Raw genomic sequence first — 26,661 nt, 5'->3', positions numbered from 1 at the left:
GGGATAAGGAACCGTTATTACCAAGCTCCTAAAAAGAGAAATCCCACTCATAAGAGTGGGATTTCTGTATTTGATCTTATTAGGATTATTCTGCGCTTGTAGTTTCAGTTGCTGGAACTTCGCCTTCAGTTGTTTCTTCTTCGTCATCATCTGCGGCAGCGGCACCACCTTTAGCAGCATTTCTAGACATTTTAACAGCTACTACTACTGCATTGTCTGGGTGCATGAAGCTGAAATTTTCGGTTTTGATGTCTCCTACATAAAGTTTGTTACCAATCTTAAGCGGTGTAACATCTACCACGATCTCGTCTGGTAAGTTAGCTGGCAAGGCCTTCAGTTTCAGTTTTCTGAAAGACTGACGCATCGCACCACCGGCCACAACACCTTTTGCACGCCCGGTAATTCTTACAGGCACTTCCATTACTACTGGCTTGTCATCAGCCAACTGATAGAAGTCTGCGTGAAGGATTTTGTCGGTGATTGGGTGGAACTGGATGTCCTGAAGTACGGCAGGAATGGTTTGTCCGTCAACCTCAATAGATACCGTGTGTGCTTCAGGAGTATAAACGAGTCCTTTGAAAGCCTTTTCTTCTGCAGAAAAGTTCAAAGGTTCAGCGCCTCCGTAAACAACACAAGGAACTAATTCAGCATCACGTAAAGCTTTTGTAGACTTTTTGCCCACGCTTTCTCTTTTTGTACCTTGAATTGTAATTGATTTCATGATAATGTATAAAAAATTTAAGGGTGCAAAGATAAGTTTTTTTTGTTAAATAATAAATTTATCACTGATGGATTTATGTTCGTGTACCATCTTCATAACATCAGCGAATAATTGGGCGCAGGTAAGTACTTTAATTTTAGAGGATAATGCTGTTTTGATCGGAATAGTATCAGTAACAATGACTTCGGAAAGCTTAGAGTTCTCGATATTTTCATACGCCTTGCCCGAAAGTACGCCGTGTGTAGCCATTGCGCGCACACTTTTCGCACCGTTTGCGATCAGGATATCGGCTGCTTTACATAAAGTGCCTGCGGTATCAATCATGTCATCAATTAAGACTACATTTCGGTCTTTTACATCACCAATCAAGAACATTTCTTCTACCACGTTGGCCTTCTTACGTTCTTTATAGGCAATTACAACCTCTGCACCGAGATGGCCGGCATAGTTTTTCGCTCTTTTGGCACCTCCCATATCTGGTGAAGCAATGGTAAGATTCTCCAGATTTAATGATAGGATATGATCGATAAACAGGGTAGAAGCATAAAGGTGATCTACTGGGATCTCAAAGAAACCTTGTATTTGGTCTGCATGAAGATCCATCGTCATAATACGTGTAGCGCCAGCGGCTGTGAGAAGATTCGCCACCAGCTTGGCCCCGATCGGCGCTCTTGGCTGGTCTTTTCGGTCTTGCCGCGCCAGTCCGTAATACGGAAGAACTACTGTAATGCTTTTAGCAGAAGCTCTTTTAGCAGCATCAATCATCAGAAGTAGTTCTAATAAATTGTCTGCGGGGGGAAAAGTAGAGCCAATAAGGAATACGCGGCCACCACGAACCGACTGGTCCAGGACTGGCTCAAACTCGCCGTCGCTAAAATCCTGAAAATTGATTTTTCCCAACTCTTGCCCATAATGATGAGCGATTTTTTCCGCCAAAACTTTACTGGTTCTGGTGGAAAACAGATAACTTGCCTGATCAGCCATTTTTACTTTTTTTGGATGTGCAAATTTAAAAAAATAAAACCACCGGAAGAATCTGGTGGTTTTATTATCGTTATTCTCTCAATATTTAAGGGAATGTAATACCTGAGTAACTGTTTACGTTTACCATCGGTAATGTAGAACCATATTTTGCGTTAATGGCCTGTATAAATTCATTAGCGATAAGTGCGTATCCCCTACCAGTAAGGTGTACCCCATCTAAAGAGAAGGTACCGCCGGTGATGAATTTCGCTGAATACCTTACGTTATCATACTGCAGACCTGATGCTTTTCCTAATTCCGACATTTTAGCGTTTGCATCTACGAAGGCCAGGCCTTTAGCGTCTGCTAAAGATTTAATTTTAGCATTCATCGCATCTACTGCTGTCTTAATCTCATCAGCTTCTGAAGGAATAAGTACGTGGCGGTCCTGTAACGGATAAGAAAGTCCGTAAACATTAATTTGGGCCGGCGCGCCTGGGGCTACCGTACCGATTTCCCTACCTGTAGTAAGAAGGATCATATCCGTTGGTCTGGACTGACGAACCTGTCCGAAGATTTGGCCGAACGCCGCTGCCTGTGTTGCCGGCATCCCTGCACCGGTAAATACTGCAGTTAACTGAACAGAAAGGTTTGGTAATGTTTCATCTACAATCAGCACTCGGTTTTGTGCGGTGGCGCTTAGATTCTCTACAATCCTGTCTGTTACATTCAGTGCGGCCAATGCAGACCTTAGTTGGGTATAAAGCCCATTCAGGGCTGTAAGGTTTGCTGCCACCTTAGCTCCTGGCACCGGCTTATAAGGTACAGTAGTAAAGAATGGAATGGATGTTACATAAGGGATGTTAGCGATAACCCCTTTTCTTGGTGTGTTAGCAGGGAAAAGGGTATTGATGATATAAGTATAGGTATTATCGAAACCTACACCTACAGCACCTGCGCTTGGCGTAATCGGGTTGCTGCCGTCGCCTCCGCTGGTAGCGTACCCAAGTACATCATTGTTGCCGATCCACAGCGATATGAATGTAGGATTCTGTGCCAGCGCATCACCTACTACGGTAGAAGTTGCGGAAGTCGAGAATCTTACATAATATGGGTTAGCGGTTCCTGTTGCCACGCCACCGATATTTCCGTATCCTGGTGCGATAAGGTGTGCGGTTTTAGCCCCTGGAACACCAAAATTATTGATGGCGCCAGTTACCTTCCTCGTAATATCTGTTGTAGGTGCAGCAGTAACGTTTTCTAATATTGGTGATCCTGCTGCATCAAATCCTTTAAGAGACACTTTTGTTGCCGCGATAGCAGTTCCGTTTAGCAGAAGTCCCCCATTTTCGTCTGACATCAAAGGTTGTACAAAGGCACTCCCCCTGCATGCATCATTTGCTGGGCAATCATATTTGGGTATGATTCGTTCTGGCCCTGTATATAAAGGGCGTTATCTCTGTACCCGGAAGTCAGCGAGTTCCCTAAGGCAACGTATTTCGAGAAATCCGCGCTCCCTTTCTCTACAACAATGTTGCTAACGTCCTGGTCAAAATCTGTGTCGCAGCTTACATTGAATAGTAAGGCTGAAACGGCTATAGATGAAATTAATATCTTTTTCATAATCTAATAAATCTTAAAATGCGTTGTATGATAAACCTAAACCGAAGTAATAAGCTTTTGCTTTTGCCTGTCCGTAAAATGACAAGTAACTGTTATTTACATCTCTTGGCGTCTGGAAGTTATAGGCACCTGATAAATCAATACCCAATCCTTTCCATTTGTAACCGATACCTGCGGTAATTACATTAGCATCGAATGATGGCGTCTCTGGGATAAAGTCTTGATCTTCATAAGGTGATTCATCATAATAATAACCCAATCTTGCGGCAAAATTATCGGTTACCATATATTGTGTACCCACTCTCCAAGTCTGTGTACTCTTAAAGTTTTTAGGAGAAACCAATACGGTGGCGTCAGCCTGGTTACCTGCAGGAGCATTCTCAAAATCCAAAGTCAAGCTCTGGTAACGTCCCCAACCGCTATAGTTGAAATCTCCGGATACAGACCATTTTGGCGTCACTTTGTAGGTTACACCCACAGTATATTCATCCACCAAAGGTAAAACTGCTTTAAAGTTATCCTGCCCAGCTGCATTTACACCCAATGCCGGATAAAGTGCAGAAGAAACATTGAATGAGGCAACACCTTCATTAGCTTCCATATCAATTGGTGAACGGTAAGCCACACTCACATCCAGTTTATCGGTAGGACGGAAGTAAAAGCCTAAACCGAAACCTTGCCCTGAAGCCTGGTCATCCTTGATATTTAGCGTTCCTCCAAACTGCGTGAGCGCCTTCGTCCAGTCTACCGAACCTTTCGCGTAGATATAGCTACCGCCTACAGAAACCCAAGGCGCCAGTTTAACTGAAACCATCGGCTGGAAATAGAAGGCTTTAAGCTCAATATCCTGTACAATTTCCCTACCCGCCCAATCGGTAGGCCATTGGATTGTAGAACCATAAGGCGTCGTGAAACTGAAACCCACAGATACTTCATCTACAATTTTATAAGCTACTGCCGCGTAAATTGGCGTTCCCATAGGATTATCCGTACTGAAACTTTCAAGAGTCGTAGGATTTTGGTAGGTAATTTCGGTATTGATACCAAATCCCCCCGCTGCTACACTCAGCCTGTTTGGGATAAAAGACATACCCGCTGGATTAAAGAAAGCGACACTCGCATCCTCCGTATGTGCGCTGGTATGAGCCATAGCCAGCTGCTTTACACCTTGTAAAGAGACCCTGAAGCCGCCCGCCTGCGTAAGAACCCCGGCTAATAGTGCTGTTGATACAATGATTTTTTTCATAGATTCATTATTAATAGTTCAAATATAAAATTATTTTTTATACAGATGTTAAAAAATCATAAATTATTTTAAACAAATAATCAATGAACTATGGTGTTTAATTTTAGGAACTTATTAATTCATTATAAATACGCTTAAATAAAGGATTTACAGAATGCGAATACGGACCGCTAAGAATTAAGTTTAATTTAAATAATGACTGAAAAACAGGTTTAATTTCTTAAATTTAAAATTGTATGATTTGCATAATAATTCATGTTTTTATAAATATTCAATAAATGAAATGAAGTTTATTTAAAACTATCAAATTGACGTTATGCAAAACCTGTATAGTAATGCGACAAAAAATTTTATACTAAATTTGCAGGATATAATTAAATAATATGAGTTGTGGATGCAAAACATCCGGCGATTCTTCCCACTCCTGCGGCACCAAATCCGCAAGTGGTTGTGAAAATGTAAATACCTGCGGAAATAGCTATAAATTAAGCGTTTTCGATTGGCTCTCGGACATCAGTAATCCTGTTGCTTCGCAAACAGATTTTGTTGAAGTAAGGTTCAAGAACGACCGGAAATGTTTTTATAAAAACGTACATAATTTACCACTCCATATCGGGAGTGTTGTCACAGTAGAATCTAGCCCGGGTCATGATATAGGCGTGGTAAGCCTAACAGGGGAACTGGTAAAAATACAGATGAAAAAGAAACATTTTTCTGAAGATAACCCACTGAAAATATACCGGTTAGCAAACCAGAAAGACATTGAGGTTTGGCAGCAAAGCCGCGCTAAAGAAGAAAGCGTAAAAATACAAGCCCGAAAAATAGCTTACGCGCTGAATCTCAGCATGAAAATAACTGATGTAGAGTATCAGGGTGATGGGGCGAAAGTGACTTTTTACTACACCTCAGAGACTCGGGTAGATTTCCGCCAGTTAATCAAGGAATATGCAGCCGCGTTCCGTACAAAGATTGATATGAAGCAAATTGGTTTCCGGCAAGAGGCGGCTAAAGTAGGCGGCATTGGCTCTTGTGGACGCGAACTTTGCTGTTCTACCTGGCTCACCGATTTCCGTTCTGTAAACACTAACGCAGCCCGGTATCAGCAACTGAGCATCAACCCACAGAAACTCGCGGGCCAGTGTGGTAAACTGAAGTGTTGCCTTAATTATGAACTCGACAGTTACTTGGATGCCCTCAGTGATTTTCCGCCTTCTTCTTCAGTTATTGATACCGAAAAAGGCCGTGCCTTCTGTATAAAAATTGATGTTTTCAAGAAAAAAATGTGGTTTGCTTATGCCGACCGCTCCATGGCCTGGTACGATTTGGATGTAGTCGACGTGAAAAAACTCTTGGCCCAAAACAAACGCGGTGAGAAAACCCAGCCTTTGGAAGACCTACAGAAACAGGAGTTTCCTGTGAAATCTGTAGATCTTATTCAGGAAAATAATGTAGACCGCTTCGAGCGCAAAAACAGAAATCCTGGTAAAGACCAAAACCGCAGGAAAAACACCTCGGCAAAACCACAACAGAGTACAAAGAACCAAAACCGGCCACCTAAAAAAGAGCAAGACCACAAAAAAAGCCCTGAAAAAGGTACCGCCGAAACACCAAAATCCCAGAACCAGCAGCCTAAAAAATTCAAAAAGAAATTTCAGCCCAAGCGTGATGACCGTGCATAGAATTGTTTCCTTCGTTTCAGTTTTGCTTTTATCCATCAGTTGTAATGGCAGTGCGGATCCCATGGAAATGAAAAGCCTGAACGGGATTTGGCCCAAGAACGCTGAACAGAAATTCAGCTTTAAAGTAACTGATGCCCAAAATCCTAAAAATATTATATTTGTTGTAAGGAATAATAATGATTATCCGTACAGCAACATTAGGTTTATCGTGGATCTTGGCGAAGCGAAAAAAGCATTAAAACACAGGGACACGCTTAATTACGTACTTGCTGAACCCAATGGAACATGGCTCGGAAAAGGATTTGGCGATACCAAAGAAATATTGTTTCAGTATAAAATCAATTATAAATTCCCCAAGAACGGCCATTACGAACTGGGCATCGTGCATGCCATGCGTACCGACAGTTTAAAGGGCATTGAAGATATTGGCGTAAAAATAGAAACGCCAAAACCGTAACAAAATTTATGGAAAACAAAAAAACTCCCGGAAGCAAACCTCAGCAGAAATTTCCGCTTCCGCCTAAAAAATTAAAAAACCGCGGCTGGCGAAAATGGGTGAAGTTCGTCTGGATGTCCTTGGCCGCAGTGGTGCTGGGCATCGCACTGCTGTTTTTTGCGGTGTCGCAAGGCTTTCTTGGCAATATGCCCGACGTGAAAGAACTTGAAAACCCTGACATTTACGTAGCTTCTGAAATTTACTCTTCGGATGGGAAACTTTTAGGCAAATTCGAAAAGGAAAAAACACAGCCGGTAACTTATAAAGACCTGCCGCCACATCTTATCTATGCGCTGCAGGCGAAAGAAGACGAGCGTTTCAAAGAACACTCAGGTATTGATTTACAGTCTGTTGCAAGAGCGGTGGTGTATGGTGGTGAGCGTGGTGGTGGTTCTACAATCACGCAGCAACTTGCAAAATTACTGTTTACCGAACAGGTTTCACAGAACAAAGTCCAGCGTGCCTTCCAGAAACTGAAAGAATGGGTTGTAGCCGTAAGTCTTGAGAAACGTTACACCAAAGAAGAAATCATCACGCTTTATTTCAATAAGTTCGATTTTGTAAATAATGCAAACGGGATCGAAATGGCGTCACGGATTTATTTCAATAAAAAAACCAACGAGCTTACCCTTCCGGAAGCGGCCACATTCGTCTCAATGCTCGAAGCTCCGGTAGCCAATAACCCACTCCGTAACCCTGAACGTGCCAAACGCCGCCGCGATGTGGTATTGGAACAGATGCTGAAAACCGGCTACCTCGATCAGGAAACGTATCAGAAAGCAGTTGCCGAGCCTATCAAAACAGATTTTCATCCGATAAAAACCATTGATGAAGGTTATTCTGCGTACTACAAATTCTATCTACGAAAAGAAATTGACGCTTATCTTAAAGATTACGAGAAACAGACCGGCAAAACGTTAAACTTATTTAAAGACGGCTTAAAAATCTACGTTACCTTAGATTCTAAAATGCAGAAATTTGCGGAAGAGTCTATCAAAGAACACCTCACCGATCTGCAAAAGCGTTTCGATGCAGAACAGCGCGGCCGTAAACAAAGACCTTTCTATTTTTTGGATGACAAGCAGATCCAAGGGATCATGGTGCAGGCCATGAAGCGTACCGGCCGTTATAAACAACTTAAAAACGCAGGTGTACCAGAGGATTCTATCATGATGGAATTCAAAAAGCCTGTAAAAACTTCGCGCTTTACCTGGAACGGTGAGGAGGAAGTAGAAATGTCCCCGTGGGATTCCATCCGGTATCATAAGCAGATCGCACAGGCAGGCCTGATGTCGATGGTGCCCGGAACCGGTGAAATCAGGGCGTGGGTCGGCGGTATCAACTGGCAGCATTTCCAGTACGACCACATCAAACAAGGGAAAAGACAAGTAGGATCTACCTTTAAGCCCTTCGTATATGCCACAGCCATTATGAAACTCGGGATGACACCTTGCTCCACGGTTTCAAACGCGACCTACACCAAAGGAACCTGGAAGGTAGAGGGCTCTGGTGGAAACCTTACACTTCGTGATGCACTTGCACACTCCAAAAACCCAGTAGCAGTCCGACTTATAGAAATGACGACGCCGAAAAGCGTGATCCAAACCGCGCGTGACCTTGGGGTAACAGAGGATATCCCAAATGAATATGCGGTAGCACTTGGCTCGTCAGATATTACCATCTACGAAATGCTTGGTGCCTATTCTACATTCGCAAACTATGGAAACTACATTAAACCAGAAATGATCTGGCGGATTGAAGATGCCAACGGACGCGTGATTAAAGAAGTGAAACCCGTGATGAAAGAAGTAATGAATGAACTCTATGCTTACACGATGATCGATCTGATGAAAGGTGTGGCTGAATACGGAACCGCAAGCGGAGAACTGGGAAGAAGAGGAGTGGAAAAAGGCATTGAAATCGCCGCAAAAACCGGTACCACACAGAATAACTCCGACGGTTGGTTTATGGGGATTACCCCAAACCTGGCAACCGGCGTTTGGGTAGGTTGGGAAGACCGCGCCACGCACTTCCGCGGCACTGGTGAAGGACAGGGGGCAAAGATGGCGCTACCAATTTGGGCCATATTTATGAAGAAAGTATGGGCAGATTCTTCGCTTGGCGTTTCAAAAGAAGATAAATTCATCAAACCATCTAACTGGACGGGCAGTTGCTCGGATCTTCAGGGACTTGGTGGCTACGGCGACGATGGCGGGCTGCAAACCATTGATCAGTTGAAGAACCCAACCACTGACGCACCGTCAAGCGCTCCTAAAAAGCCCGTACAGAAAGATGAAAACCTTAATGAAAACCTAAACTCCGGAGAAGAGATTGATTTTAATAAATAATTGAATCTCCATTACATATCCATACATCCGGCCTGAAATTGGCTGGATGTTTTTTTTATCAATTATTATGAATTTAGCCAACATCACACAAGCATATTACGAACTTTTCCCAGGTGACCTTTCCGGCAACAAAATGCAGCGGCAGACACCGGGTGTACTTTTCGCGGCCACAGAAATAGCAGGTTATCCCAATGCGGAACTGTTGCTCTTTAATGAAAAACACGCACGCGACATCGGTCTCGGGACAATAGAAAACGATACGGACCGGGACTTCCTCAATGCCACTGCCCTGCCTGAGAATATTAAGACCTATGCCACCGCCTATGCAGGCCACCAGTTTGGGAATTGGGCCGGCCAATTGGGCGATGGACGCGCAATCTTTGCCGGTGAAATTACCAATGGGAACGGCAAAACCACCGAACTGCAATGGAAAGGCGCCGGTGCCACCCCCTATTCCCGACATGCGGACGGCAGAGCGGTGCTGCGCTCCACCGTTCGGGAATATTTAATGAGCGAAGCCATGCATCATCTGAATATCCCTACTACACGTTCACTCTCAATATCTTTTAGCGGCGAAGAAGTGCTGCGCGACATCATGTACAGCGGCAATCCCGCGTATGAAAAAGGGGCGGTCATGATGCGGACCGCAGAAAGTTTTCTGCGTTTCGGCCATTTTCAACTGCTTGCGGCCCAAGATGATATGGTGACGCTAAGAAAACTGGCTGATTTTACCATTCAGCAGTATTACCCGGAAATCAAAGCCCAGAATGAAGAAAAATACATTGAATTTTTCAGGCAGGTGACCAAAAGGACAGCAGATCTGATGGTCGAATGGTACCGGGTGGGATTTGTGCACGGCGTGATGAATACAGACAACATGTCGGTTCTTGGTCTGACGATTGATTACGGTCCATTCTCTTTCTTGGATGAATATAGCCTGAACTTCACCCCTAATACCACCGATTTGCCGGGCAGGCGCTACGCTTTTGGCAATCAGGCAAAAGTTGCGCAGTGGAATCTCTGGCAATTGGCCTCGGCACTGTATCCGCTGATTAACGATGCAAAAGTTTTAGAGGAAACGCTTGAGCAGTTTTCAACTTATTTCTGGGAAAAACATGATACGATGTTTAGAGCCAAATTTGGTTTTGCGAGTGCAGAGGCTGACGACGATCAGTTTTTTAACGAAGCACAAACCCTCATGGAAACCCTTGAGATAGATCATACTTTATTTTTTGTAAAACTTCAGGAGGTAAAAGCCGCCACTGATATTCCGGAACATTTCAAAGATATCTTTTACCGAAATCTTTCATCTGAAGAAATGAGGACATTTCAGCAATTTATTGATACTTACCAAAGAAGACTGAGTAAGAATACGATCTCCTATGAAGAATCCCAACAGTTAATGGCTGCTACCAACCCTAAATTCATCCTGCGGAACTACCTGCTTTTCGAGTGTATTAATGAGATTACAGAGGGCAAGAAAGATTTGCTGAATAAACTTCTGGTAGCTCTGGAAAATCCGTATAAGGAAATCTACCCGGAATTTTCGCAGAAGCGACCTTCCATTTATAACGGGCAGGCGGGTTGCTCTACCCTCTCGTGCAATTCGTGATTTTTATTACTTTTGCCGAAATTTTAAGCCTTGTCATTTAAAAATAAACTTACAGATTTCTTCCGGACTGTATTCCCTTCAACGAAATTCGAGCTTCTTCTTTTTTTCATCTTTATTATTGCTTACGGCGTACTGGGAAGTTATATTGCGATAAATTACCGTATTATTTTCGATGACCGCATACCGTGGGACGCATATTTCAGTTTTGATAACCGGGCGATCGTGATGACTGGCGGTGGTTATGAAAGGCATCCGCTGGCGAATTATTATTTCGGTTGGCTGCGCGAATTTGCCTATCTTTTTTCTGGTGGAAAAAAAGACGAAGTCTTCCGGCTCGTATTAGCTTCGTGCAGTAATGCGGCCATAAGTCTGGGCTTGATACAGGTCTATAAATACTTTAAAAATATCATTCAGCTTCCGAAGAAGATTTCTGTACCGCTGGTGGTGTTTTTTGCGTTTTTCTCTACGAACATCTTGCTGTCATTTACTCCGGAAACTTATACATATACGCTCTTTTTTCTGGTGCTTTTTAATTATTACGCGGCTCTGAAACTTAAGCATGATGGTAAAATCTCTGCACTTTCACTTGTTTTCTCAGGATTGGCGATTGGCGGACTGACGGTTACCAACATCGTGAAAACTTATATCCCAGTTCTTTTCGAGAAGGATATTTTCAGGAGTTGGCGAAATTTTTGGAAGGCCACAGTGCGCATATGTTTGGCTGTAACTGTATTCCTGTTACTGTTCCTTTACCGTGTAGATTTCAAGTTTCTTGGTTTCATCAATAAATCTGGTGAGCAACTCGAGAAATTCTCGAAACCGAAAGTCATTCCGCTATGGGACATGGTTACCTCTTGGTTCCTGGGCGGAAACATGCTTTTCTCTGGCTTTGAACTGCGCGACTACCATAACCGGAAAGGTTTTGAATACAAAGCGTTGTTTATGGAAGTGTACGATTCCTGGGTTTCTTATCTGTTTGTCTTCGTAATCATGCTGCTGGTATTGTGGAGCTATCTGAGAAATTTCAGAAACCGATTGGTACAGGTTCTGATGATTTCTTTTCTGGTGGATGTCATCATACACTGTGTGCTGAAGTTTGGCTTACACACCTCGTACATCTACGGCGGGCACTTTATATTTGTAGTTCCGTTGCTTATCGGTTGGCTATTTCATACTTACCGTAACTCTCCGAGACTGCTTTCAGTGCTTTATACTACCTTATTTGTGCTCTTGGCATTTCTGGTAGCCAATAATATTTTCAGGATGACTGAATTCTTTACTTTCCTGAACCTTTATTACCAATAAAAAAGCCTCTGAAACTTACTTCAGAGGCTTTTGATTTTTACAACTCATTATTTAATTTCTACACAACCTACACGGCCGCCCGCATTCCCAGTAGGCTGGGTTTTGAAGTCATCTGCAGAAGCGTGTACAATGATGGATTTCCCCATGATATTCTTGGTCTCATCACTACAGCCCATACACCATTTATCGGTTTTGAATACGATTCTGGCGGTGCCGTTTTTATCAGCGTTCAGGTTTCCGATATCGCCACGGTGGTGCTCATCATGCCCCCACTTACCATGAGCTTCGGTTGTAGGATTCCAATGTCCGCCTGCTGAACTGGCATCTGCCGCAGAGCAATCTCCGTTTTCATGAATGTGTACCGCATGCGCGCCGGGGGTAAGTTTATATACGTTCAGATCAAGTTCTACAGTTTTACCGGATTGGGTAAATTTTGCCGTGCCCTGTGTATCGGTGTCGCTCTTTGGCATTACCGTATAATTTCTTGTGGTAGAACAGGATACCGCAAAGGCTGCACAGCAGACAAACATAGAGATTTTGGCGATTTTCATAATTTATTTTTTAAAATTTTGTCTTAAAGATAAGGAATATATAAAGAGGGCGGCTTCAATAGCTCTTTCTACTATCGGGATGAAAATATTTTCATCAAAACCCGTTCCGTAATGCTTCAGTTAAGAAATTGAAAAACGATTGTAATCAGCGATGAAACTGAGTGTGCTACTGCCTATGTCGGGAAACCAGGCGCAATAATCCGTCAAGAAGAAACCCATAAATTCACTGCCTTCAGAATCTGTAAATTAAGTCGTAAATTTGCACAAAATTTTGAGATTCTAAGATGAAGGTAGTAGTTGGATTATCGGGAGGTGTAGATTCCAGTGTTGCAGCATACTTGCTCCAGAAACAAGGACATGATGTGGTAGCGCTTTTTATGCGTAACTGGAATGACGCTTCGGTGACGCTGGAAGATGAGTGCCCGTGGATTGAGGACAGCAACGATGCGCTGATGGTAGCACAAAAACTTGGCATCCCGTTCCAGGTGATTGATATGAGCGAACTTTACAAGGAAAAAATAGTGGACTATATGTTCGCGGAATACGAGGCCGGGCGCACGCCAAACCCTGATGTACTTTGCAACCGCGAGGTGAAGTTTGACGTATTTATGAAAACAGCCTTATCCCTTGGCGCTGATAAAGTTGCCACAGGTCATTACGCACGTGTAGCTTCTACTTTCGACGAAAATGGCAATGAGATTTTTCATCTTTTGGCAGGTAAGGACAATAACAAAGACCAATCATACTTTCTGTGTCAACTGAGCCAGGAGCAGTTGTCAAAATCCCTTTTCCCGATTGGTGAACTGACTAAGCCGGAAGTTCGCGAAATTGCAAAGGAAATTGGATTGGTGACGGCCGACAAAAAAGATTCGCAAGGCCTATGCTTCATCGGGAAGGTGAGTTTGCCTACTTTCCTGCAACAGCAACTTCAGCCAAAGGAAGGCGAAATCGTGGAAATCTTTGATGATTTTGAAGCTTTTAACGCGGAAACACCTGCTTTTTCCTCAAAATTGGAAGAACTACAGTTTCTCTCCAGAAAATTGAAATATGCAAAATCCGACGGAAAAGTTATTGGGAAACATCAGGGTGCGCACTATTTTACGATTGGTCAGAGTAAAGGTCTGGGCATTGGCGGACATGCGGAATCATGTTTCATTATCGCGCGGGATATGCCGACCAATACGCTTTTCGTAGGAGAAGGGAAAAATTTCCCGGGACTTTACCGCAAGGCTTTGAAGATTGAGAACACTGATGTACACTGGGTTCGCAAAGATCTTCAGCTAAAAAATGGCGAGTCAATGCAGGTTCAGGCACGGATTCGCTACCGTCAGCCACTCGAAGCGGCCACGTTATATCAGTTTGAAGAAGGTCTTTTCATCGAATTTGAAAATCCGCAGTCTGCTATTGCGGAAGGACAGTTTGCAGCTTGGTATCAGGGCGAAGAATTGCTTGGGAGTGGCGTAATTTCATAGGAATTCAAATACATTCTGAAATTATCGGCTCAGCCACTCTTTAAAATCCTTTACACGGTCACGGCTAACGGTAATCTCTCCTTCGGGCTGAAACTCAAGATCCACTTTGTAGTATGGTGCCGTGTGAATGTTCTTGATGCAGTCTGCATTGATGATAAACTGGCGGTTTACACGGAAAAATTTAGTTTGATCTAATAAATTTTCGAGTTCATCAAGCGTGAAATCCGTTGGAAACGCGCGTGCTTTGGTCTGTAGGTAAACGATTTTATTTTCACTATAAAAGCATGAAATCTCAGCCGTTTGTACAATCCGCAGGTTGTAGCCAATTTTCACGACAATGCGCGAGAGCTTCTGCTTTTCGGTATTGATCAAAGATTTGATTTCGTGCATGTCGTGCGGTCGCTCGACTGGCAGAAAACTCCTGTATTTATCGAGTGCGGAACTCAGGTCACCTTCGGTGATTGGCTTAAGAAGATAGTCAATGGAATTAAGTTTGAAAGCCTTCAAAGTGTACTGATCGAACGCCGTGGTATAGATCAGAAAGCTTTTAGTCGGAACTTTCTCAAAAATATCAAATGACAAACCATCACCGAGTACGATATCCGAGAATATCAAATCCGGATGCTCGTTTTCCGCGAGCCAAGAGGCAGCTTCTTCCACAGAATGTAACGCTGTAACTACTTGTAAATCATTAAACTCGCTTAATAATCGCTGCAATTTCCGCGCAGCGGGTTTCTCGTCCTCGATGATGATGGTCTTAATCATTTTTTAATACATATTTCAGTTACTTGTACCTGTCCATCAGTTCGCGTGTCTTACGCTCCTCCCAATCTCTTCCGAAAATTATCTGCGGTAAAAATACTGAAAGTCCGTGTGCCAAAAGTCCTACACCCCACAAAATGGCGGTCCAATAATTGTCGAGGTCTGTAACAGGCTCCCCTTGCTGTACGTTGAGCGCGAGCAGAAACAAATTTACCAATACATAGACAGCGGCGTGAATATAGAATCCCTTGATTTCCTTCACGCGTCTTTTAGCAGCTTTGTATCTCGGGTCGGTTTGATCGTAATCTTGCATGATTTTTAATTTTAAATTTTTTGTTTTTCGCGGTCCATAATTTTTTTAATCTGCTTCTCTTCCCAATTTCGGCTGATCCCGAAAACCTGAAAGGCATGCGAGGCGAGCCCAATTCCCCAGCCCAGCATCGGCCACCAAAACCAGTGGTATTTCGGTGAGGTGTAGAGGTTCACAAATATTAAAAAAGGAATTACAAGACAGTACGAAATCAGGTTTCCGTAGAAACTTTTAAGTTCTTTCACTCTTTTCGCCGCACGGTCGTACGCGAGTGACTCATTAGAAAGTGGTGTGTTCATGATGTGTGATTTTTGGTTAAGTAATGGTATCTTCACGCGGAAAAAGTCCGCTGATTTTTCTATAAAGACATTCTGGTTAGTAATAAGCGCGTAACGCTGCACAATATTTGAAAGACCAATGCCCGAACTTTCTTTCACCTGCTCACGCGCCTGTAAATTATTCTGAATCAACAGATAACCTTCCTCCGAGAAAATTGTAATTTCCAAAGGTCTGTGCGAGGTGGCGTGATTGTGTTTGATACAGTTTTCCAAAAGAAGCTGTAGGGAAAGCGGAACAACGTAAAGTTTCAACACCTTGTCGCTGACGTTAAAGCGGAATCTTACGCTGTCTTCAAAACGGGTTTCGAGCAGTTCACAATAGGTCTGTGCAAAATTAATCTCCTCTGCCACGGTCACAAGTTCCTTGTCTTTCTGTTCGAGGATATATCGGTAGATCTTAGACATTGAAGCGGTGAAATTCTGCGCCTGTACAGGGTTTTCGTCGATGAGCGCGCTCAGCACATTCAAAGAATTGAAAAGAAAATGTGGGTCAAGCTGGTTTTTTAAAGTTTCGAACTGGGCATTTGCCGAACGTGCGATCAGTTTTTGTTCAACGATTTCCTTACGGGTAGATTTCTTCCACTCTTCCATAAAACCTTTTGCGTGTAGAATGGCCGAGATCAGCAAAGCGATATTGATGGTAAACCAGTTGTTGATGGCGATAGTCCCGCTGAAAAAATCATCAAAATCCTCTTTCTGAATGACGATGAAGTTGATATAATTAATTATAAAGACCAACGCAACATTCAGGATCAGCGTGCAAATAACACCCAGAACTGTTCTTTTCCGGGTTTCACCTACCCATGAATATTTTTTCGACAACATATCGTTCAAAAGACCGTTGCCGATCGCCAGTGGAAACGAGTACATCGCCGAAATCATAAGGTACAGAAAGAAATTCTCCACCGATTTTTCTTTACTGAAGAAAACAAAGATGAACATCCCGATGAAAAAGGTAATCCAGGTCGTGGTGATGAGGCTTCTTCTGTACATGATATAGTATTTGTGAGGTAGATGAGGATGTTTAAATGTAGAAAAGTTTCTGCTGCTGGGGATCTGTTTCCCTTATTTTTTGATGATGAGTTCGTCAATGTTGCTGATGATTTCGGTTTGGTTCTTCACCATGCCTTCCAGATGGCCACCTTCATAGGTAATGAATTTCTTAGGTTCTGGCGCATTGTTGAAATTCGTTTGTCCCTGCGCCATCGGGATGGTCTTATCACCGGCACTGTGGATGAAAATCTTTGGCATTGTAAGCGTCTTGATATCTTCTTTTGACGAATATGGAAACGGAATCATCTGGATCATCGCGGCATTTTCTGGTGAGAAATGACTTGCAATATCAGCGTGGGAGGACATCGCGCCATCCAGGATCAAAAGATCGACAACTTTCGCATTGTTCTTTGCTAAATGCGCGGCGATCTGGCTTCCCATTGAAGCCCCGTAAATGATTACAGGTTTCCCTTTCGTTTCAGGAAGAGATAAGGCATATTCCAAAAACTTTTGCCCATCTTTTTGAATATTCTGGTGCGTCGGCGTTCCGGTTGACTTTCCGTAGCCCCGGAAATCGATCATCAACACCTGATAACCCGCCTCTGCTAAAGGTTTGGTCATAAAGGTATAGCTTGAAACGTTGCCGCCCAAACCGTGAAAAAACAATACGGTAGCTTTAGGTTTCACGGCACTTTTGATGAAAATCCCCGTTACGGTGTCATTTTCTACCGGTAAAGAAAATTCTGTATATTCCATGTTTTCGATGGGCTTCATGGTTTTTCCTGGTTGATAGAATTTATCATCTAGTTGTGAAAAACACATGCTTGAAAAAATCAGGGCGAGAAATAATAGTTTCGTTTTCATAATAGTATGCTGCTTTTAAATGATGGAAGCAAATATATACTTGCTAAAGACGCGCTCAAATTATTTCGTACTGAACCGTTGAAAATGCATACTGAATGGTAGAAAACAAGAAAACCACCATAAAAATGGTGGTTTAATTCTGTTTTTCTTGAAAGGTTATCTCATATCTCCTATGATGTTTACAGCTTCCTGTAAGTAAAGGTCGCGCTGTAAGTTTTTAGTCCAGTTCTGGGTTTTCTTGGCGAAAGCTTCATCTTTTTTCTCGCGAACCACCTCATCAGGGTTCAGCGTGAATTTCAGGCCGTTGTTATATTTTTCAAGCGCACGGAATTTTTCGATCTGCGCTTTTCTTTCAGCCATTATCTGCCGGAATTTGTTCTGGTTCAGTGGAATAGATTCCTCCTTATCCAAGTTCTCTTTCCATTTTGCAGATTCTTGCATGAGTTGATAATTTACGTTCTTAGCCAAACGGGCTTCAATACCGTTCTGTAAGGTGGCAAGAGAAAGCGTGTTAACAGGCTGATAGGGCACCGCAGGAATCTTATCCCAAGCCAGTGCGTAATCATTATAACGTTCACCGATTTCAGCATAGGTGAAGAAATCTTTCATTTTGATGTCAGATTCAATTCCGCGTCTCTGGGTAGATTCGCCGGTTACGCGGTAGAATTTCTGGATGGTCAGCTTCAAGGAACCGAAATCATCATTGGTGTTTAGAAAACGGTTGAGATCTACAAAAGTCTGCACCGTACCTTTCCCGAAGGATTGTGGCGAACCAATCACGATGCCGCGGCCGTAATCCTGCACCGCACCTGCCAGAATCTCTGAAGCTGAAGCCGATAACTCATTCTGCATGATTACCAGCGGACCAGTCCATATCGGGGTGCTGGTCTTGTTTTTCAGGGTCTGAATCTTTCCGTTGCCGTCTTTTACCTGAACATAAGGGCCTGTATTCATAAACAACCCGAGGATATCGCCCACTTCGGTTAAGCTGCCACCACCGTTGTTACGTAAGTCGAGTATAATCCCCTGAACGTTCTGTGCTTTAAGTTTAATCAGTTCGTTTTTTATATCATCCGAAGCGTTCCTGCCTTTGGCATCTTCGAAATCTGCATTGAAACTTGGCAGGTTGATGAAGCCATATTTCTTACCGTCTGCTGTGTTTACGATAATGCTTCGGGCAAAAGTATCTTCAATGGCTACTTCTTCACGAATCATGGTCACTTCTTTAATGGTCTTATCCTTTTTTTCTACAGTTAGCGTGACTTTGGTCCCTTTTTCCCCACGGATCAGGCGCACGGCTTCATCAGATAGCATACCTACGACATTTACGGCGTCTTCATTGGGTTTAGATTTTACTTTAAGGATTTTATCGCCTTCAGAGAGTTGTTTAGACTTCCAGGCTGGGGCACCGATTGTGAGTGCACCAAGATGCAGATAGCCTTTCTTCTCCTGAATGATTGCACCAATCCCTATTACTTTACCTGTAAACTGTGTGTCAAAATCCTCTTTGTTTTTAGGTGAATAATAGTTGGTATGGGGATCGAACACTTCGGTATAGGCATTCATGTGAACGGTAAACCAATCCATCTTGTTTCTCTTTTTGAACCTCCGGAAGGTATCGGTCACCAAGTCTTTCACTTCTTCGGTGGCTTTCAGGCGTTTTTCTTCCGGTGTCAGGATCACGAGTTTAATGGTATCTTTAAGTTTGTACCGCTGTACAGAGTCTTTCTTTTCTTTCTGCATTTCTTCTTTGGCGGTAAGCGACTCCATTTCCTGTAGGATGTTATATTTGATGTATTTCTTCCACTCCATGGAAAATTCCGCGGCGTTGGTAGGGTTTTTCTTCAGTTTTGGCTCCAGGATCAGCGTTTCATCTTCATCGAGGTTGATGGGTTTACTGAAGATATCCTGCGTTATTTTATCAATCTCATCCACGCGCTGGTAAAGCCGATCGATCGTAAGCTTGTAAAAAGTGAGGTTTCCTTGGTTTAAATAATCATCCAAACGGTTACGGTGCTTCACAAATTCATTCATATCCGATTGAAGGAAATAGCGCTTAGACGCATCGATCATATCAAAATACTTATCGTACACCTGTTGCGAGTAAGCATCATTTATCGGTTTTGGTGAGTAGTGCAGGTAGCTGAGCGTATTTTTTACACTGACCATGATTGTCGACATCTTCTCATCATCGTTTTTCGGTGAATTGAAGCAGAATACAAGACTGGTAAGCGGAATGAAAAGTAGTAAAGTATTGAATTTTAATTTTTTGAACATATATAAAGGGTGTAATTTTCAGATTTGTTAGGGATTCTTCCCTTTTGTTACAGGATTTTACAAAGTATCAAAATTAATACCTTATTTATATTCGTACACTATATTTTTAAGTATTTTTGAATAAAACAAAAACGAATGCAAAAACCCCTGATATTAGTAACCAATGATGATGGCATTACCGCACCCGGCATCCGGAATCTGGTGGAGTTCATGAATGAGATCGGCGAAGTCATCGTAGTAGCACCCAACTCGCCGCAAAGCGGAAAAGGCCACGCCATAACCATCAATTCAACCCTCACTTTTGAAGAAATCAACCTTGATGGGCCACAGAAAGATTATTCGCTTAGCGGTACGCCGGTGGACTGTGTAAAGTTCGCGCTCGATAAAATCTTGCCACGCCGTCCGGATCTGGTGGTTTCCGGTATTAACCACGGTGCCAATTCTTCCATCAACGTCATCTACTCTGGTACCATGTCAGCCGCGGTAGAAGCGGGCGTCGAAGGCTTACAGGCCATCGGCTTCTCATTACTTGATTTTTCGTGGGAGGCCGACTTTACCCAAGCCAAAGACTACATCCAGAATATCGTAAAAAAAGTACTGGAAAAGCCCATGCCCAAAGGTATCGTACTGAATGTGAACATCCCCAAACTTAATAAAGAAGACATTAAAGGCATCAGGGTGTGCAAACAGGCCAACGCGAAATGGGAAGAAAGTTTTGATGAAAGAATAAACCCGCACGGGAAAAAGTACTTCTGGCTTTCAGGCTATTTCAATAATATGGATTCGAGCAAAAACGCTGATGAAACGGCACTTTCGGAAGGCTACATCTCTATCGTCCCGGTAAAATTCGATCTTACCGCACATGAATATCTTGCAGAACTTACCGAGGTGATGAAGTTTTAAACGGAACAGCTTTTGAAGATCTTCCGCGAAATAACCCACATGGAAGAAATCTTACAGAACATAACGGATTTCGGCGACCGCGCACATGGCGACCAAAGGCGTAAATATACCCCAGACCGCTACATGGTTCACCCCATACGCGTCATGAACAACTGTAGGAACTACACAGATGATGTGGCTGTTCTAGCCGCCGCCTTACTGCATGATGTACTTGAAGATACGCCTGTCACCGAACGTGAGATTGAGTATTTCCTCAGTCAACTTTTACCGCAAGACAAAACCGCGCACGCGGTGCGCTTAATTGTAGATTTAACTGATGTCTATACCAAAGAAGCATACCCAAAGCTAAACCGCCGCGCCCGGAAAGACAAAGAAAACCAGCGGATGGCCGAAATACATCCTGACGCGCAAACCATCAAATATGCGGATATTATCGATAATTGCGACGAGATTGTCGTACATGATCCGTCTTTTGCCCATGTTTTCCTTCATGAGTGCCGTGCCAACCTCCGGAAGATGGATCAGGGCGATCCCATGCTTTATCAGAAAGCTACCGACACCGTAAACAACGCCCTTGCAAACCTTCGCCGAAATAAAAGATAAATTATGCGTATAGAATATGAAATAAAGCTGGGCTTCAAAGATGTGATGATTCGCCCAAAAAGATCCACTTTGAAATCCCGCTCACAGGTAAGTCTTGAAAGAACCTTCAGCTTCCGCAATTCCGGTAAAAGCTGGACAGGCGTGCCGCTTATTGCCGCAAACATGGATACGGTAGGCACCTTTGAAATGGCCAAAGCACTGGCACAACACCAGATCATGACCGCGGTTCATAAACATTACCCGGTAGAGGAATGGCACACTTTCCTAAACGAAAACCCAGACATCTATCCGCATATCGCCTTAAGCACCGGTACCGGCGAAGCTGATGAGGAAAAGATCGGCCAAATTCTAAAAAACCACCCGAAATTACAGTTTCTCTGCATTGATGTAGCAAACGGCTATTCGGAACATTTCGTGGAGTTTGTAAAACGCTCAAGACAACTGTACCCTGAAATTACCATCATCGCAGGAAATGTAGTGACCGGTGAAATGGTAGAAGAACTTATCCTAGCCGGTGCCGACATTATTAAAGTAGGCATCGGGCCCGGCTCCGTATGTACCACAAGAATAAAAACCGGTGTCGGCTATCCGCAACTTTCCGCGATTATAGAATGTGCAGATGCCGCGCATGGCCTTGGCGGGCATATTATTTCAGATGGTGGCTGCAAGATACCGGGCGATGTAGCCAAAGCCTTTGGTGGTGGCGCAGACTTCGTGATGCTGGGTGGTATGTTTGCCGGGCATGAGGAAAGCGGTGGCGATATGGTGGAAGAAGACGGCAAGAAATACCGCCTGTTCTATGGCATGAGCTCGCAGACCGCAATGGAAAAGCATGCCGGTGGTGTCGCGGAGTACCGGGCTTCGGAAGGAAAGACTGTAAAAGTACCTTACAAAGGAAATGTGGATGACACCGTAAAAGACATATTAGGCGGCGTACGATCTACCTGCACCTATGTTGGTGCCTCGCAACTGAAAGAACTTTCGAAAAGGACGACTTTCATACGTGTTGCCGAACAACATAATGAAGTGTTCGGGGCATAGGCCAGCAAACTGTATGAACTAAGTAAAAGGATGTAAGCATAAGCAAGTTTGGTGCGACGACGAATTCTGTCACATACAGAAATGAGTCTGTGACTCTTAGAAATGGGACTGCAACGATTAAAAATTGCTCCGTAAAGTATAGAAATGGTTCAGCGAGGTGTAGAAATGACTTAACGAGATGTAGAAATAATTCCGCAAGTTTTAGAAATGACTCCGCAAGTTTTACAAATGACTCCGCAAGTTTTAGAAATGGCTCCGCAAGTTTTAGAAATGGCTCCGCAAGCTTTAGAAATGGCTCCGCAAGCTTTACAAATGACTCCGCAAGCTTTACAAATGACTCCGCAAACTTTAGAAATGGCTCCGCAAACTTTAGAAATGACTCCGCAAACTTTAGAAATGGCTCCGCAAGCTTTAGAAATGACTCCGCAAGTTTTAGAAATGGCTCCGCAACTTTTAGAAATGGCTCCGCAAGCTTTACAAATGACTCCGCAAGCTTTAGAAATGACTCCGCAAACTTTAGAAATGGCTCCGCAACTTTTAGAAATGATTAAATAACAAAACCGCGACTAGTCGCGGTTTTTAATTATAAGTTGGTGCCTTTGTTTTAGCCCCGCTGTCCGCTGTATCTCCGGCGCGCGTAAGCGCCGCCGGAGATACAGCGGACAGCGGGACGGGTCTTGAAGAGGACCTATGCCCGCAAGCTCCTAAGTAAGCATTCCGCCATCTACGTTGAGTACCTGTCCGGTGATGTACGCTGACATATCTGAGCCGAGGAATACACAGGCGTTGGCCACATCTTCAGGTTGGCCGCCACGCTTCAAAGGTATGCCCTCTCGCCAGCCCTGAACTGTTTTTTCATCGAGTGCGGCCGTCATCTCGGTTTCAATGAATCCAGGCGCTACCGCATTGCAACGGATGTTGCGCGAACCTAACTCGAGCGCGATAGATTTTGAGAAGCCAATGACGCCAGCTTTTGACGCGGCATAGTTTGCCTGTCCTGCATTGCCCTTAACGCCTACCACGGAGGTCATGTTGATGATGGAGCCGGATTTGGCTTTCATCATTGGTTTAATGACTGCTTTTGTAAGGTTGAAAACAGAATCGAGGTTGGCTTTGATGATGGTATCCCAGTCATCTTTTGACATCCGGAGCATCAGGTTATCGCGGGTAATCCCGGCGTTGTTGATGAGGATATCGATTTTACCGAATTCTGCCATCACATCCTCTACCAGTTTTTGCGCGGCGTCATAATCTGACGCGTCAGACTGGTATCCTTTTGCCTGTGTGATCTGGCTTAAGTCTTGTTCCAATGCCTGTGCCTTATCTACCGAACCGGCATAGGTGAAAGCGACTTTGGCTCCCTCGCGGGCGAAAACCTCGGCGATGCCTTTCCCAATTCCGCGTGTGGCACCGGTAATAAGTGCTACTTTTCCTTCTAATAATCCCATGTTATCTGTTTAATTTTCTGTGTTTTTATATTTATTTGTACTCAGGCGCGTTGGTTTTTCTGTATTCTGGTGTGCGGTATTATTGATGACCAATACAATTTCGCCTTTTAAAGTTTTGGTTTTAGAGAATTCGATTAACTCGCTGATTGTTCCGCGTTTGGTTTCCTCAAATTTCTTTGAAATCTCGCGGCTGAGGCTTATCTGTGTATGGTCGCCGAAGAACTCTTTGATCTGCTCCAAAGTCGTGTTTATTTTATGTGGACTTTCGTAGAGGACGATCGTTTTGTTTTCGGCCGCCAGTTGCTGTAGCTTGGTTTGCCGACCTTTTTTCTGTGGTAAGAAGCCCGCAAAAAGGAACTCATTATTGGGCAGACCAGAGACTACCAACGCCGGAACGAATGCGGTAGCGCCCGGCAGGCACAATATCTCAAGGTTTTCTTCGGCGGCGGCTTTTGCAAGCAGATAACCGGGATCTGAAATTCCGGGGGTGCCGGCATCGGTGATTAGGGCAATGTTTTGGCCGTTCTTCAGGTCTTCAATTACTTTTTGGGTTGCCTGATGCTCGTTATGAAGATGGTACGCTTTCAGCGGTTTCGATATTTCGTAATGTTTCAGAAGGACGCCCGAAGTCCGTGTATCTTCACAAAGGATATAATCTGCTTCTTTCAGCACTTTAATGGCCCTGAACGTCATATCCTCTAAATTCCCGACAGGTGTTGGAACAAAGTATAAAATCCCCGACATCTATAATTTTTCAAATAGATTTTTGCAGTACTCTTCAAGTCCAGGATCGCGCGCACCCATGAGCAATAATACCGTACCGTGCGAAAGATGAGGTCTGACGGCATCAATAAAATCATTACGATCCTCTATAAAATAGGCTTTTTTGCCAGTTTGCTTAATATCTTCAACCAAGTCGTTTGCAGAAATATCTTTTACAGCGGTACCACCGGCATAGAAGATTTCGCTCATCCATATTTCATCTTCGGGCCGAAGCGCCGCAGAAATCTCTTCAGCGAAATCTTTTCTCAGGAATCTTGTAGGCCCATAGCCATGTGGCTGAAACCAGGCTATCACCTTTTTTGCCAGTGGCTGACAGGCCCGTATAGAAGCGGCACATTTGGCTGGATTGTGTGCATAATCATCGATTACCCAAACGCCGTTTTTCTGTCCCAAAATCTGGTGACGGCGGTAAATACCTTCATATTTCTGGAGACTTTTTGCACAGATTTCGAGACTTACGCCAATCTGGTTGGCTACTGCAATTGCCGCTGTGGCATTTTCTACGGAATGCCGCCCGATAGCGTTCATCGTGAATAGCTGCCCAAGCACTTCAAAATTTAAGGTAAATGCGTTTTGAGTAAAATTATGGGCTGAATATTTTGCGTGTGTATCTTCAAATCCAAAATCATAGCCCGCATCTACAGACAATGTTTTAGCCAAGGTATGAGATTGGTTTACAATAAATAAACTTTTGGTATTATGCTTAAAAACTGTGAATAGATCTATCAGTTCATCAATTTCCTGATGGTCTTTGTCAATATTAAGTAAGAGACCCACGTGCGGATGATATTGTACCACCGACCCGTCGCTTTCATCAGCTTCGATGATAAGCCACTCGCCTTTTCCTACTGCGGCATTGCCAATTTTCCCTTGTCGGATGATGCTTGTAAGTCCGGCCCCTGAAATAATGCTCGGTTGCAGTTCGGCATCCAGTAGAATTTGGTAAAGCATTGCGGAGGTAGTCGATTTACCTGAAGTCCCCGCTACCGCGATTGTTTTTTTACTTTGGGCAATTATAGCGAGTAACTCACTTCTTTTGATAATAGGGATTCCCAGTTCTTTAGCTTTCTGGACTTCCGGAACGGTATCTTCAATAGCGGTAGAAACCACCACCAATTCTGTAGTTATTGTGATCCCGCTACCATCTTGTAGGAAACAGGTTATGCCCTCGTTTTCAAGTTGTTCGCGTGTTTTGTTATAAATATCAGGCTGGAAATAACGGTCGCTGCCCGATACATTTTTGCCAATTCCACGAAGATATTGTGCCACCGCACTCATCCCAACACCGGCGATACCAATGAAAAATACGTCTTTAAAATCCCCGATGTCCTTTATCATGCTTTGTTTTAATTTTTAAAGAAATTTGCTCTCTACCAAACTCCAGAGGCGCTGGGCATATTCATCGGCTTTCTTCCAGTCACGGTCATAATACACTTCGCTCAGATAATTTTTAGCCTCGTCTAACGTATTGAATGAGTTTAACTTATCCACGGTCTTCTTAAGTTCTGCTTCATTTCCTTTAAATAGCATTTTTGTGAAAGCTACTTTGTCATTAAGGTCAATCCTGAATTCAGGTTTGCGTTTTTCTGCCTCCATAAAATTGGTTGGTACATTTGTTTTAACCAAACTTCCTGGGTTTGCAGATGGGTCATTATCTTTTAATTCTTCCAGCGGATCATTGTCAAAAAGATCTTTCATGGCTTTAAGTCCTTTGATGTGGGCCAGCTTGAATTTCTTTTCAGGATGCGCAGATGGATGCTCGTTTTCGTCAGACACTGAATTTTTTTCAATATCGATTATAGAACCACGCTGTTCGCTGCCTTCCAGTTCCTCACGTTCTTTCTGCGCTACTTTTTCTTCATAGGCCACCTCTTGCTGCACTTCTTCGATGATTTCATTAAACTCTTCAGCTTCTAGTTGTGCCAAATCGGCTGAGAATTCTTCCGAAGGTTGTTCATCATGCATCTCGTTGATTTCTGTAGTGAACAGAACTTCCTCCTCGAAACCTGATTCGTTTAATAAATCACTGCTACTATTAAAAGAATTCTCCTGGTTTAACAATTGATTATCAATGTGTTCTGCGCCTGTAAATTGCAGACTCTCTTTGTTTTTGTCAAGCATTTTAAGGAAAGCCACACGCTCCGCCAGTTCAGCAAACATGTCTTGTTTGGTAAGTAACTCATCATGTGAATTTATTTTTGAAAGCGTTTCTAAGACGGCCTTGGTTTCAAAAAAAATTTTCTGCTGAAGATCAAGGAGATTCTGCATGATTAAATCTATTAAAAAAACGTAATTTTGGTGACTAAATATCACGGCTAAATTA

General features: G+C 43.4%; 23 protein-coding genes and 1 pseudogene. 10 read left to right on the top strand and 14 right to left on the bottom strand.

The genetic code is table 11. The features are described from left to right. Positions 1–85: 85 nt before the first annotated feature. The 4 genes and pseudogenes from CO230_RS12045 to CO230_RS12030 form a co-directional block, all read right to left on the bottom strand. Positions 86–721 carry a 50S ribosomal protein L25/general stress protein Ctc gene (locus tag CO230_RS12045; RefSeq protein WP_122026738.1) on the bottom strand — a complete coding sequence of 212 codons (636 nt, stop codon included), beginning with the start codon at positions 719–721 and terminating at the stop codon, positions 86–88. A gap of 45 nt (positions 722–766) precedes the next feature. Next, on the bottom strand, positions 767–1,705 hold the full coding sequence (locus CO230_RS12040) for a ribose-phosphate pyrophosphokinase (protein WP_122026737.1): 939 nt from the start codon (positions 1,703–1,705) through the stop codon (positions 767–769). 85 nt (positions 1,706–1,790) lie between these two features. Beyond that, positions 1,791–3,307, bottom strand: a pseudogene (locus CO230_RS12035) (SGNH/GDSL hydrolase family protein). A gap of 13 nt (positions 3,308–3,320) precedes the next feature. Further along, positions 3,321–4,553 carry an OmpP1/FadL family transporter gene (locus CO230_RS12030; RefSeq protein ID WP_122026736.1) on the bottom strand — a complete coding sequence of 411 codons (1,233 nt, stop codon included), beginning with the start codon at positions 4,551–4,553 and terminating at the stop codon, positions 3,321–3,323. A gap of 383 nt (positions 4,554–4,936) precedes the next feature. On the opposite strand from CO230_RS12030, the gene CO230_RS12025 reads away from it, so the two are divergent. The 5 genes from CO230_RS12025 (at position 4,937) to CO230_RS12005 (ending at position 11,993) form a co-directional block, all read left to right on the top strand. Continuing rightward, the gene (locus CO230_RS12025; RefSeq protein WP_122026735.1) at positions 4,937–6,232 is read left to right on the top strand and encodes a stage 0 sporulation family protein; all 1,296 of its coding nucleotides are present in this window, start codon (positions 4,937–4,939) and stop codon (positions 6,230–6,232) included. Continuing rightward, complete coding sequence (locus CO230_RS12020; RefSeq protein WP_122026734.1) at positions 6,219–6,689, top strand: gliding motility lipoprotein GldH; 471 nt, start codon at positions 6,219–6,221, stop codon at positions 6,687–6,689. The genes CO230_RS12025 and CO230_RS12020 overlap by 14 nt, the downstream gene beginning before the upstream one ends. Positions 6,690–6,697: 8 nt before the next feature. Continuing rightward, the gene (locus CO230_RS12015) at positions 6,698–9,076 is read left to right on the top strand and encodes a penicillin-binding protein 1A (RefSeq protein WP_122026733.1); all 2,379 of its coding nucleotides are present in this window, start codon (positions 6,698–6,700) and stop codon (positions 9,074–9,076) included. A 67-nt stretch (positions 9,077–9,143) separates the two neighbouring features. Beyond that, on the top strand, positions 9,144–10,688 hold the full coding sequence (locus tag CO230_RS12010; RefSeq protein WP_122028823.1) for a protein adenylyltransferase SelO: 1,545 nt from the start codon (positions 9,144–9,146) through the stop codon (positions 10,686–10,688). Between the two features lie 30 nt (positions 10,689–10,718). Further along, entirely contained in the window at positions 10,719–11,993 is a 1,275-nt protein-coding gene (locus CO230_RS12005) for a DUF6080 domain-containing protein (RefSeq protein WP_122028822.1), read from the top strand. Positions 11,994–12,040: 47 nt separating this feature from the next. Here the strand turns inward: CO230_RS12005 and CO230_RS12000 are convergent, their stop codons facing one another. Beyond that, positions 12,041–12,544 carry a superoxide dismutase family protein gene (locus CO230_RS12000; protein ID WP_122028821.1) on the bottom strand — a complete coding sequence of 168 codons (504 nt, stop codon included), beginning with the start codon at positions 12,542–12,544 and terminating at the stop codon, positions 12,041–12,043. A 284-nt stretch (positions 12,545–12,828) separates the two neighbouring features. On the opposite strand from CO230_RS12000, the gene mnmA reads away from it, so the two are divergent. Continuing rightward, on the top strand, positions 12,829–14,016 hold the full coding sequence (gene mnmA / locus CO230_RS11995) for a tRNA 2-thiouridine(34) synthase MnmA (RefSeq protein WP_122028820.1): 1,188 nt from the start codon (positions 12,829–12,831) through the stop codon (positions 14,014–14,016). Between the two features lie 21 nt (positions 14,017–14,037). On the opposite strand, the gene CO230_RS11990 is transcribed toward mnmA, so the two are convergent. The 5 genes from CO230_RS11990 to CO230_RS11970 form a co-directional block, all read right to left on the bottom strand. Beyond that, positions 14,038–14,781 carry a LytR/AlgR family response regulator transcription factor gene (locus CO230_RS11990; protein WP_122028819.1) on the bottom strand — a complete coding sequence of 248 codons (744 nt, stop codon included), beginning with the start codon at positions 14,779–14,781 and terminating at the stop codon, positions 14,038–14,040. Positions 14,782–14,800: 19 nt separating this feature from the next. Then, a complete protein-coding gene (locus tag CO230_RS11985; RefSeq protein WP_122028818.1) occupies positions 14,801–15,091 on the bottom strand; it encodes a 2TM domain-containing protein in 291 nt (96 codons plus the stop codon). Between the two features lie 11 nt (positions 15,092–15,102). Next, positions 15,103–16,419: a 2TM domain-containing protein gene (locus tag CO230_RS11980; RefSeq protein WP_122028817.1), complete on the bottom strand. Its 1,317-nt coding sequence runs from the start codon at positions 16,417–16,419 to the stop codon at positions 15,103–15,105. A 72-nt stretch (positions 16,420–16,491) separates the two neighbouring features. After that, the gene (locus CO230_RS11975) at positions 16,492–17,283 is read right to left on the bottom strand and encodes an alpha/beta hydrolase (RefSeq protein WP_122028816.1); all 792 of its coding nucleotides are present in this window, start codon (positions 17,281–17,283) and stop codon (positions 16,492–16,494) included. A gap of 156 nt (positions 17,284–17,439) precedes the next feature. After that, entirely contained in the window at positions 17,440–19,560 is a 2,121-nt protein-coding gene (locus CO230_RS11970) for a carboxy terminal-processing peptidase (protein ID WP_122028815.1), read from the bottom strand. A 135-nt stretch (positions 19,561–19,695) separates the two neighbouring features. Here CO230_RS11970 and surE point away from each other — a divergent pair, with 135 nt between their 5' ends. From surE to CO230_RS11950, 4 genes are all read left to right on the top strand, one after another. Continuing rightward, the gene (gene surE / locus CO230_RS11965; RefSeq protein ID WP_122028814.1) at positions 19,696–20,463 is read left to right on the top strand and encodes a 5'/3'-nucleotidase SurE; all 768 of its coding nucleotides are present in this window, start codon (positions 19,696–19,698) and stop codon (positions 20,461–20,463) included. A gap of 39 nt (positions 20,464–20,502) precedes the next feature. Beyond that, positions 20,503–21,066, top strand: a complete 564-nt coding sequence (locus CO230_RS11960) for an HD domain-containing protein (protein WP_122028813.1) — start codon at positions 20,503–20,505, stop codon at positions 21,064–21,066. Positions 21,067–21,069: 3 nt separating this feature from the next. After that, positions 21,070–22,107, top strand: a complete 1,038-nt coding sequence (gene guaC / locus CO230_RS11955; RefSeq protein WP_122028812.1) for a GMP reductase — start codon at positions 21,070–21,072, stop codon at positions 22,105–22,107. Between the two features lie 207 nt (positions 22,108–22,314). Continuing rightward, a complete protein-coding gene (locus CO230_RS11950) occupies positions 22,315–22,662 on the top strand; it encodes a hypothetical protein (protein ID WP_122028811.1) in 348 nt (115 codons plus the stop codon). A gap of 149 nt (positions 22,663–22,811) precedes the next feature. On the opposite strand, the gene fabG is transcribed toward CO230_RS11950, so the two are convergent. Genes fabG through CO230_RS11930 form a run of 4 tightly spaced genes read right to left on the bottom strand, consistent with a single transcriptional unit; the run spans position 22,812 to position 26,606 of the window. Next, entirely contained in the window at positions 22,812–23,555 is a 744-nt protein-coding gene (fabG, locus tag CO230_RS11945) for a 3-oxoacyl-[acyl-carrier-protein] reductase (RefSeq protein WP_122028810.1), read from the bottom strand. 9 nt (positions 23,556–23,564) lie between these two features. Beyond that, positions 23,565–24,299: a 16S rRNA (cytidine(1402)-2'-O)-methyltransferase gene (gene rsmI, locus CO230_RS11940; protein WP_122028809.1), complete on the bottom strand. Its 735-nt coding sequence runs from the start codon at positions 24,297–24,299 to the stop codon at positions 23,565–23,567. Continuing rightward, complete coding sequence (locus CO230_RS11935; RefSeq protein ID WP_122028808.1) at positions 24,300–25,676, bottom strand: UDP-N-acetylmuramate--L-alanine ligase; 1,377 nt, start codon at positions 25,674–25,676, stop codon at positions 24,300–24,302. Between the two features lie 15 nt (positions 25,677–25,691). Continuing rightward, positions 25,692–26,606: a hypothetical protein gene (locus tag CO230_RS11930; RefSeq protein WP_122028807.1), complete on the bottom strand. Its 915-nt coding sequence runs from the start codon at positions 26,604–26,606 to the stop codon at positions 25,692–25,694. Positions 26,607–26,661 lie beyond the last annotated feature (55 nt).

The organism is Chryseobacterium sp. 6424 (assembly GCF_003692615.1).
Lineage (GTDB): Bacteria > Bacteroidota > Bacteroidia > Flavobacteriales > Weeksellaceae > Kaistella.
This window is presented reverse-complemented; position numbering and strand designations above follow the sequence as displayed.

Bases quoted from the DNA above. Each gene is read 5' to 3' on its own strand.
- CO230_RS12000 (WP_122028821.1), bottom strand. From the start codon at position 12,544: ATGAAAATCGCCAAAATCTCTATGTTTGTCTGCTGTGCAGCCTTTGCG.
- CO230_RS11980 (WP_122028817.1), bottom strand. From the start codon at position 16,419: ATGTACAGAAGAAGCCTCATCACCACGACCTGGATTACCTTTTTCATC.
- mnmA (WP_122028820.1), top strand. From the start codon at position 12,829: ATGAAGGTAGTAGTTGGATTATCGGGAGGTGTAGATTCCAGTGTTGCA.
- CO230_RS12025 (WP_122026735.1), top strand. From the start codon at position 4,937: ATGAGTTGTGGATGCAAAACATCCGGCGATTCTTCCCACTCCTGCGGC.
- CO230_RS11950 (WP_122028811.1), top strand. From the start codon at position 22,315: ATGACTCCGCAAGTTTTACAAATGACTCCGCAAGTTTTAGAAATGGCT.
- CO230_RS11990 (WP_122028819.1), bottom strand. From the start codon at position 14,781: ATGATTAAGACCATCATCATCGAGGACGAGAAACCCGCTGCGCGGAAA.
- CO230_RS11975 (WP_122028816.1), bottom strand. From the start codon at position 17,283: ATGAAAACGAAACTATTATTTCTCGCCCTGATTTTTTCAAGCATGTGT.
- CO230_RS12045 (WP_122026738.1), bottom strand. From the start codon at position 721: ATGAAATCAATTACAATTCAAGGTACAAAAAGAGAAAGCGTGGGCAAA.
- CO230_RS11935 (WP_122028808.1), bottom strand. From the start codon at position 25,676: ATGATAAAGGACATCGGGGATTTTAAAGACGTATTTTTCATTGGTATC.
- CO230_RS12010 (WP_122028823.1), top strand. From the start codon at position 9,144: ATGAATTTAGCCAACATCACACAAGCATATTACGAACTTTTCCCAGGT.
- CO230_RS11985 (WP_122028818.1), bottom strand. From the start codon at position 15,091: ATGCAAGATTACGATCAAACCGACCCGAGATACAAAGCTGCTAAAAGA.
- CO230_RS12040 (WP_122026737.1), bottom strand. From the start codon at position 1,705: ATGGCTGATCAGGCAAGTTATCTGTTTTCCACCAGAACCAGTAAAGTT.
- fabG (WP_122028810.1), bottom strand. From the start codon at position 23,555: ATGGGATTATTAGAAGGAAAAGTAGCACTTATTACCGGTGCCACACGC.
- CO230_RS11930 (WP_122028807.1), bottom strand. From the start codon at position 26,606: ATGCAGAATCTCCTTGATCTTCAGCAGAAAATTTTTTTTGAAACCAAG.
- CO230_RS12015 (WP_122026733.1), top strand. From the start codon at position 6,698: ATGGAAAACAAAAAAACTCCCGGAAGCAAACCTCAGCAGAAATTTCCG.
- rsmI (WP_122028809.1), bottom strand. From the start codon at position 24,299: ATGTCGGGGATTTTATACTTTGTTCCAACACCTGTCGGGAATTTAGAG.
- CO230_RS12030 (WP_122026736.1), bottom strand. From the start codon at position 4,553: ATGAAAAAAATCATTGTATCAACAGCACTATTAGCCGGGGTTCTTACG.
- CO230_RS11970 (WP_122028815.1), bottom strand. From the start codon at position 19,560: ATGTTCAAAAAATTAAAATTCAATACTTTACTACTTTTCATTCCGCTT.
- CO230_RS12020 (WP_122026734.1), top strand. From the start codon at position 6,219: ATGACCGTGCATAGAATTGTTTCCTTCGTTTCAGTTTTGCTTTTATCC.
- CO230_RS11960 (WP_122028813.1), top strand. From the start codon at position 20,503: ATGGAAGAAATCTTACAGAACATAACGGATTTCGGCGACCGCGCACAT.
- surE (WP_122028814.1), top strand. From the start codon at position 19,696: ATGCAAAAACCCCTGATATTAGTAACCAATGATGATGGCATTACCGCA.
- guaC (WP_122028812.1), top strand. From the start codon at position 21,070: ATGCGTATAGAATATGAAATAAAGCTGGGCTTCAAAGATGTGATGATT.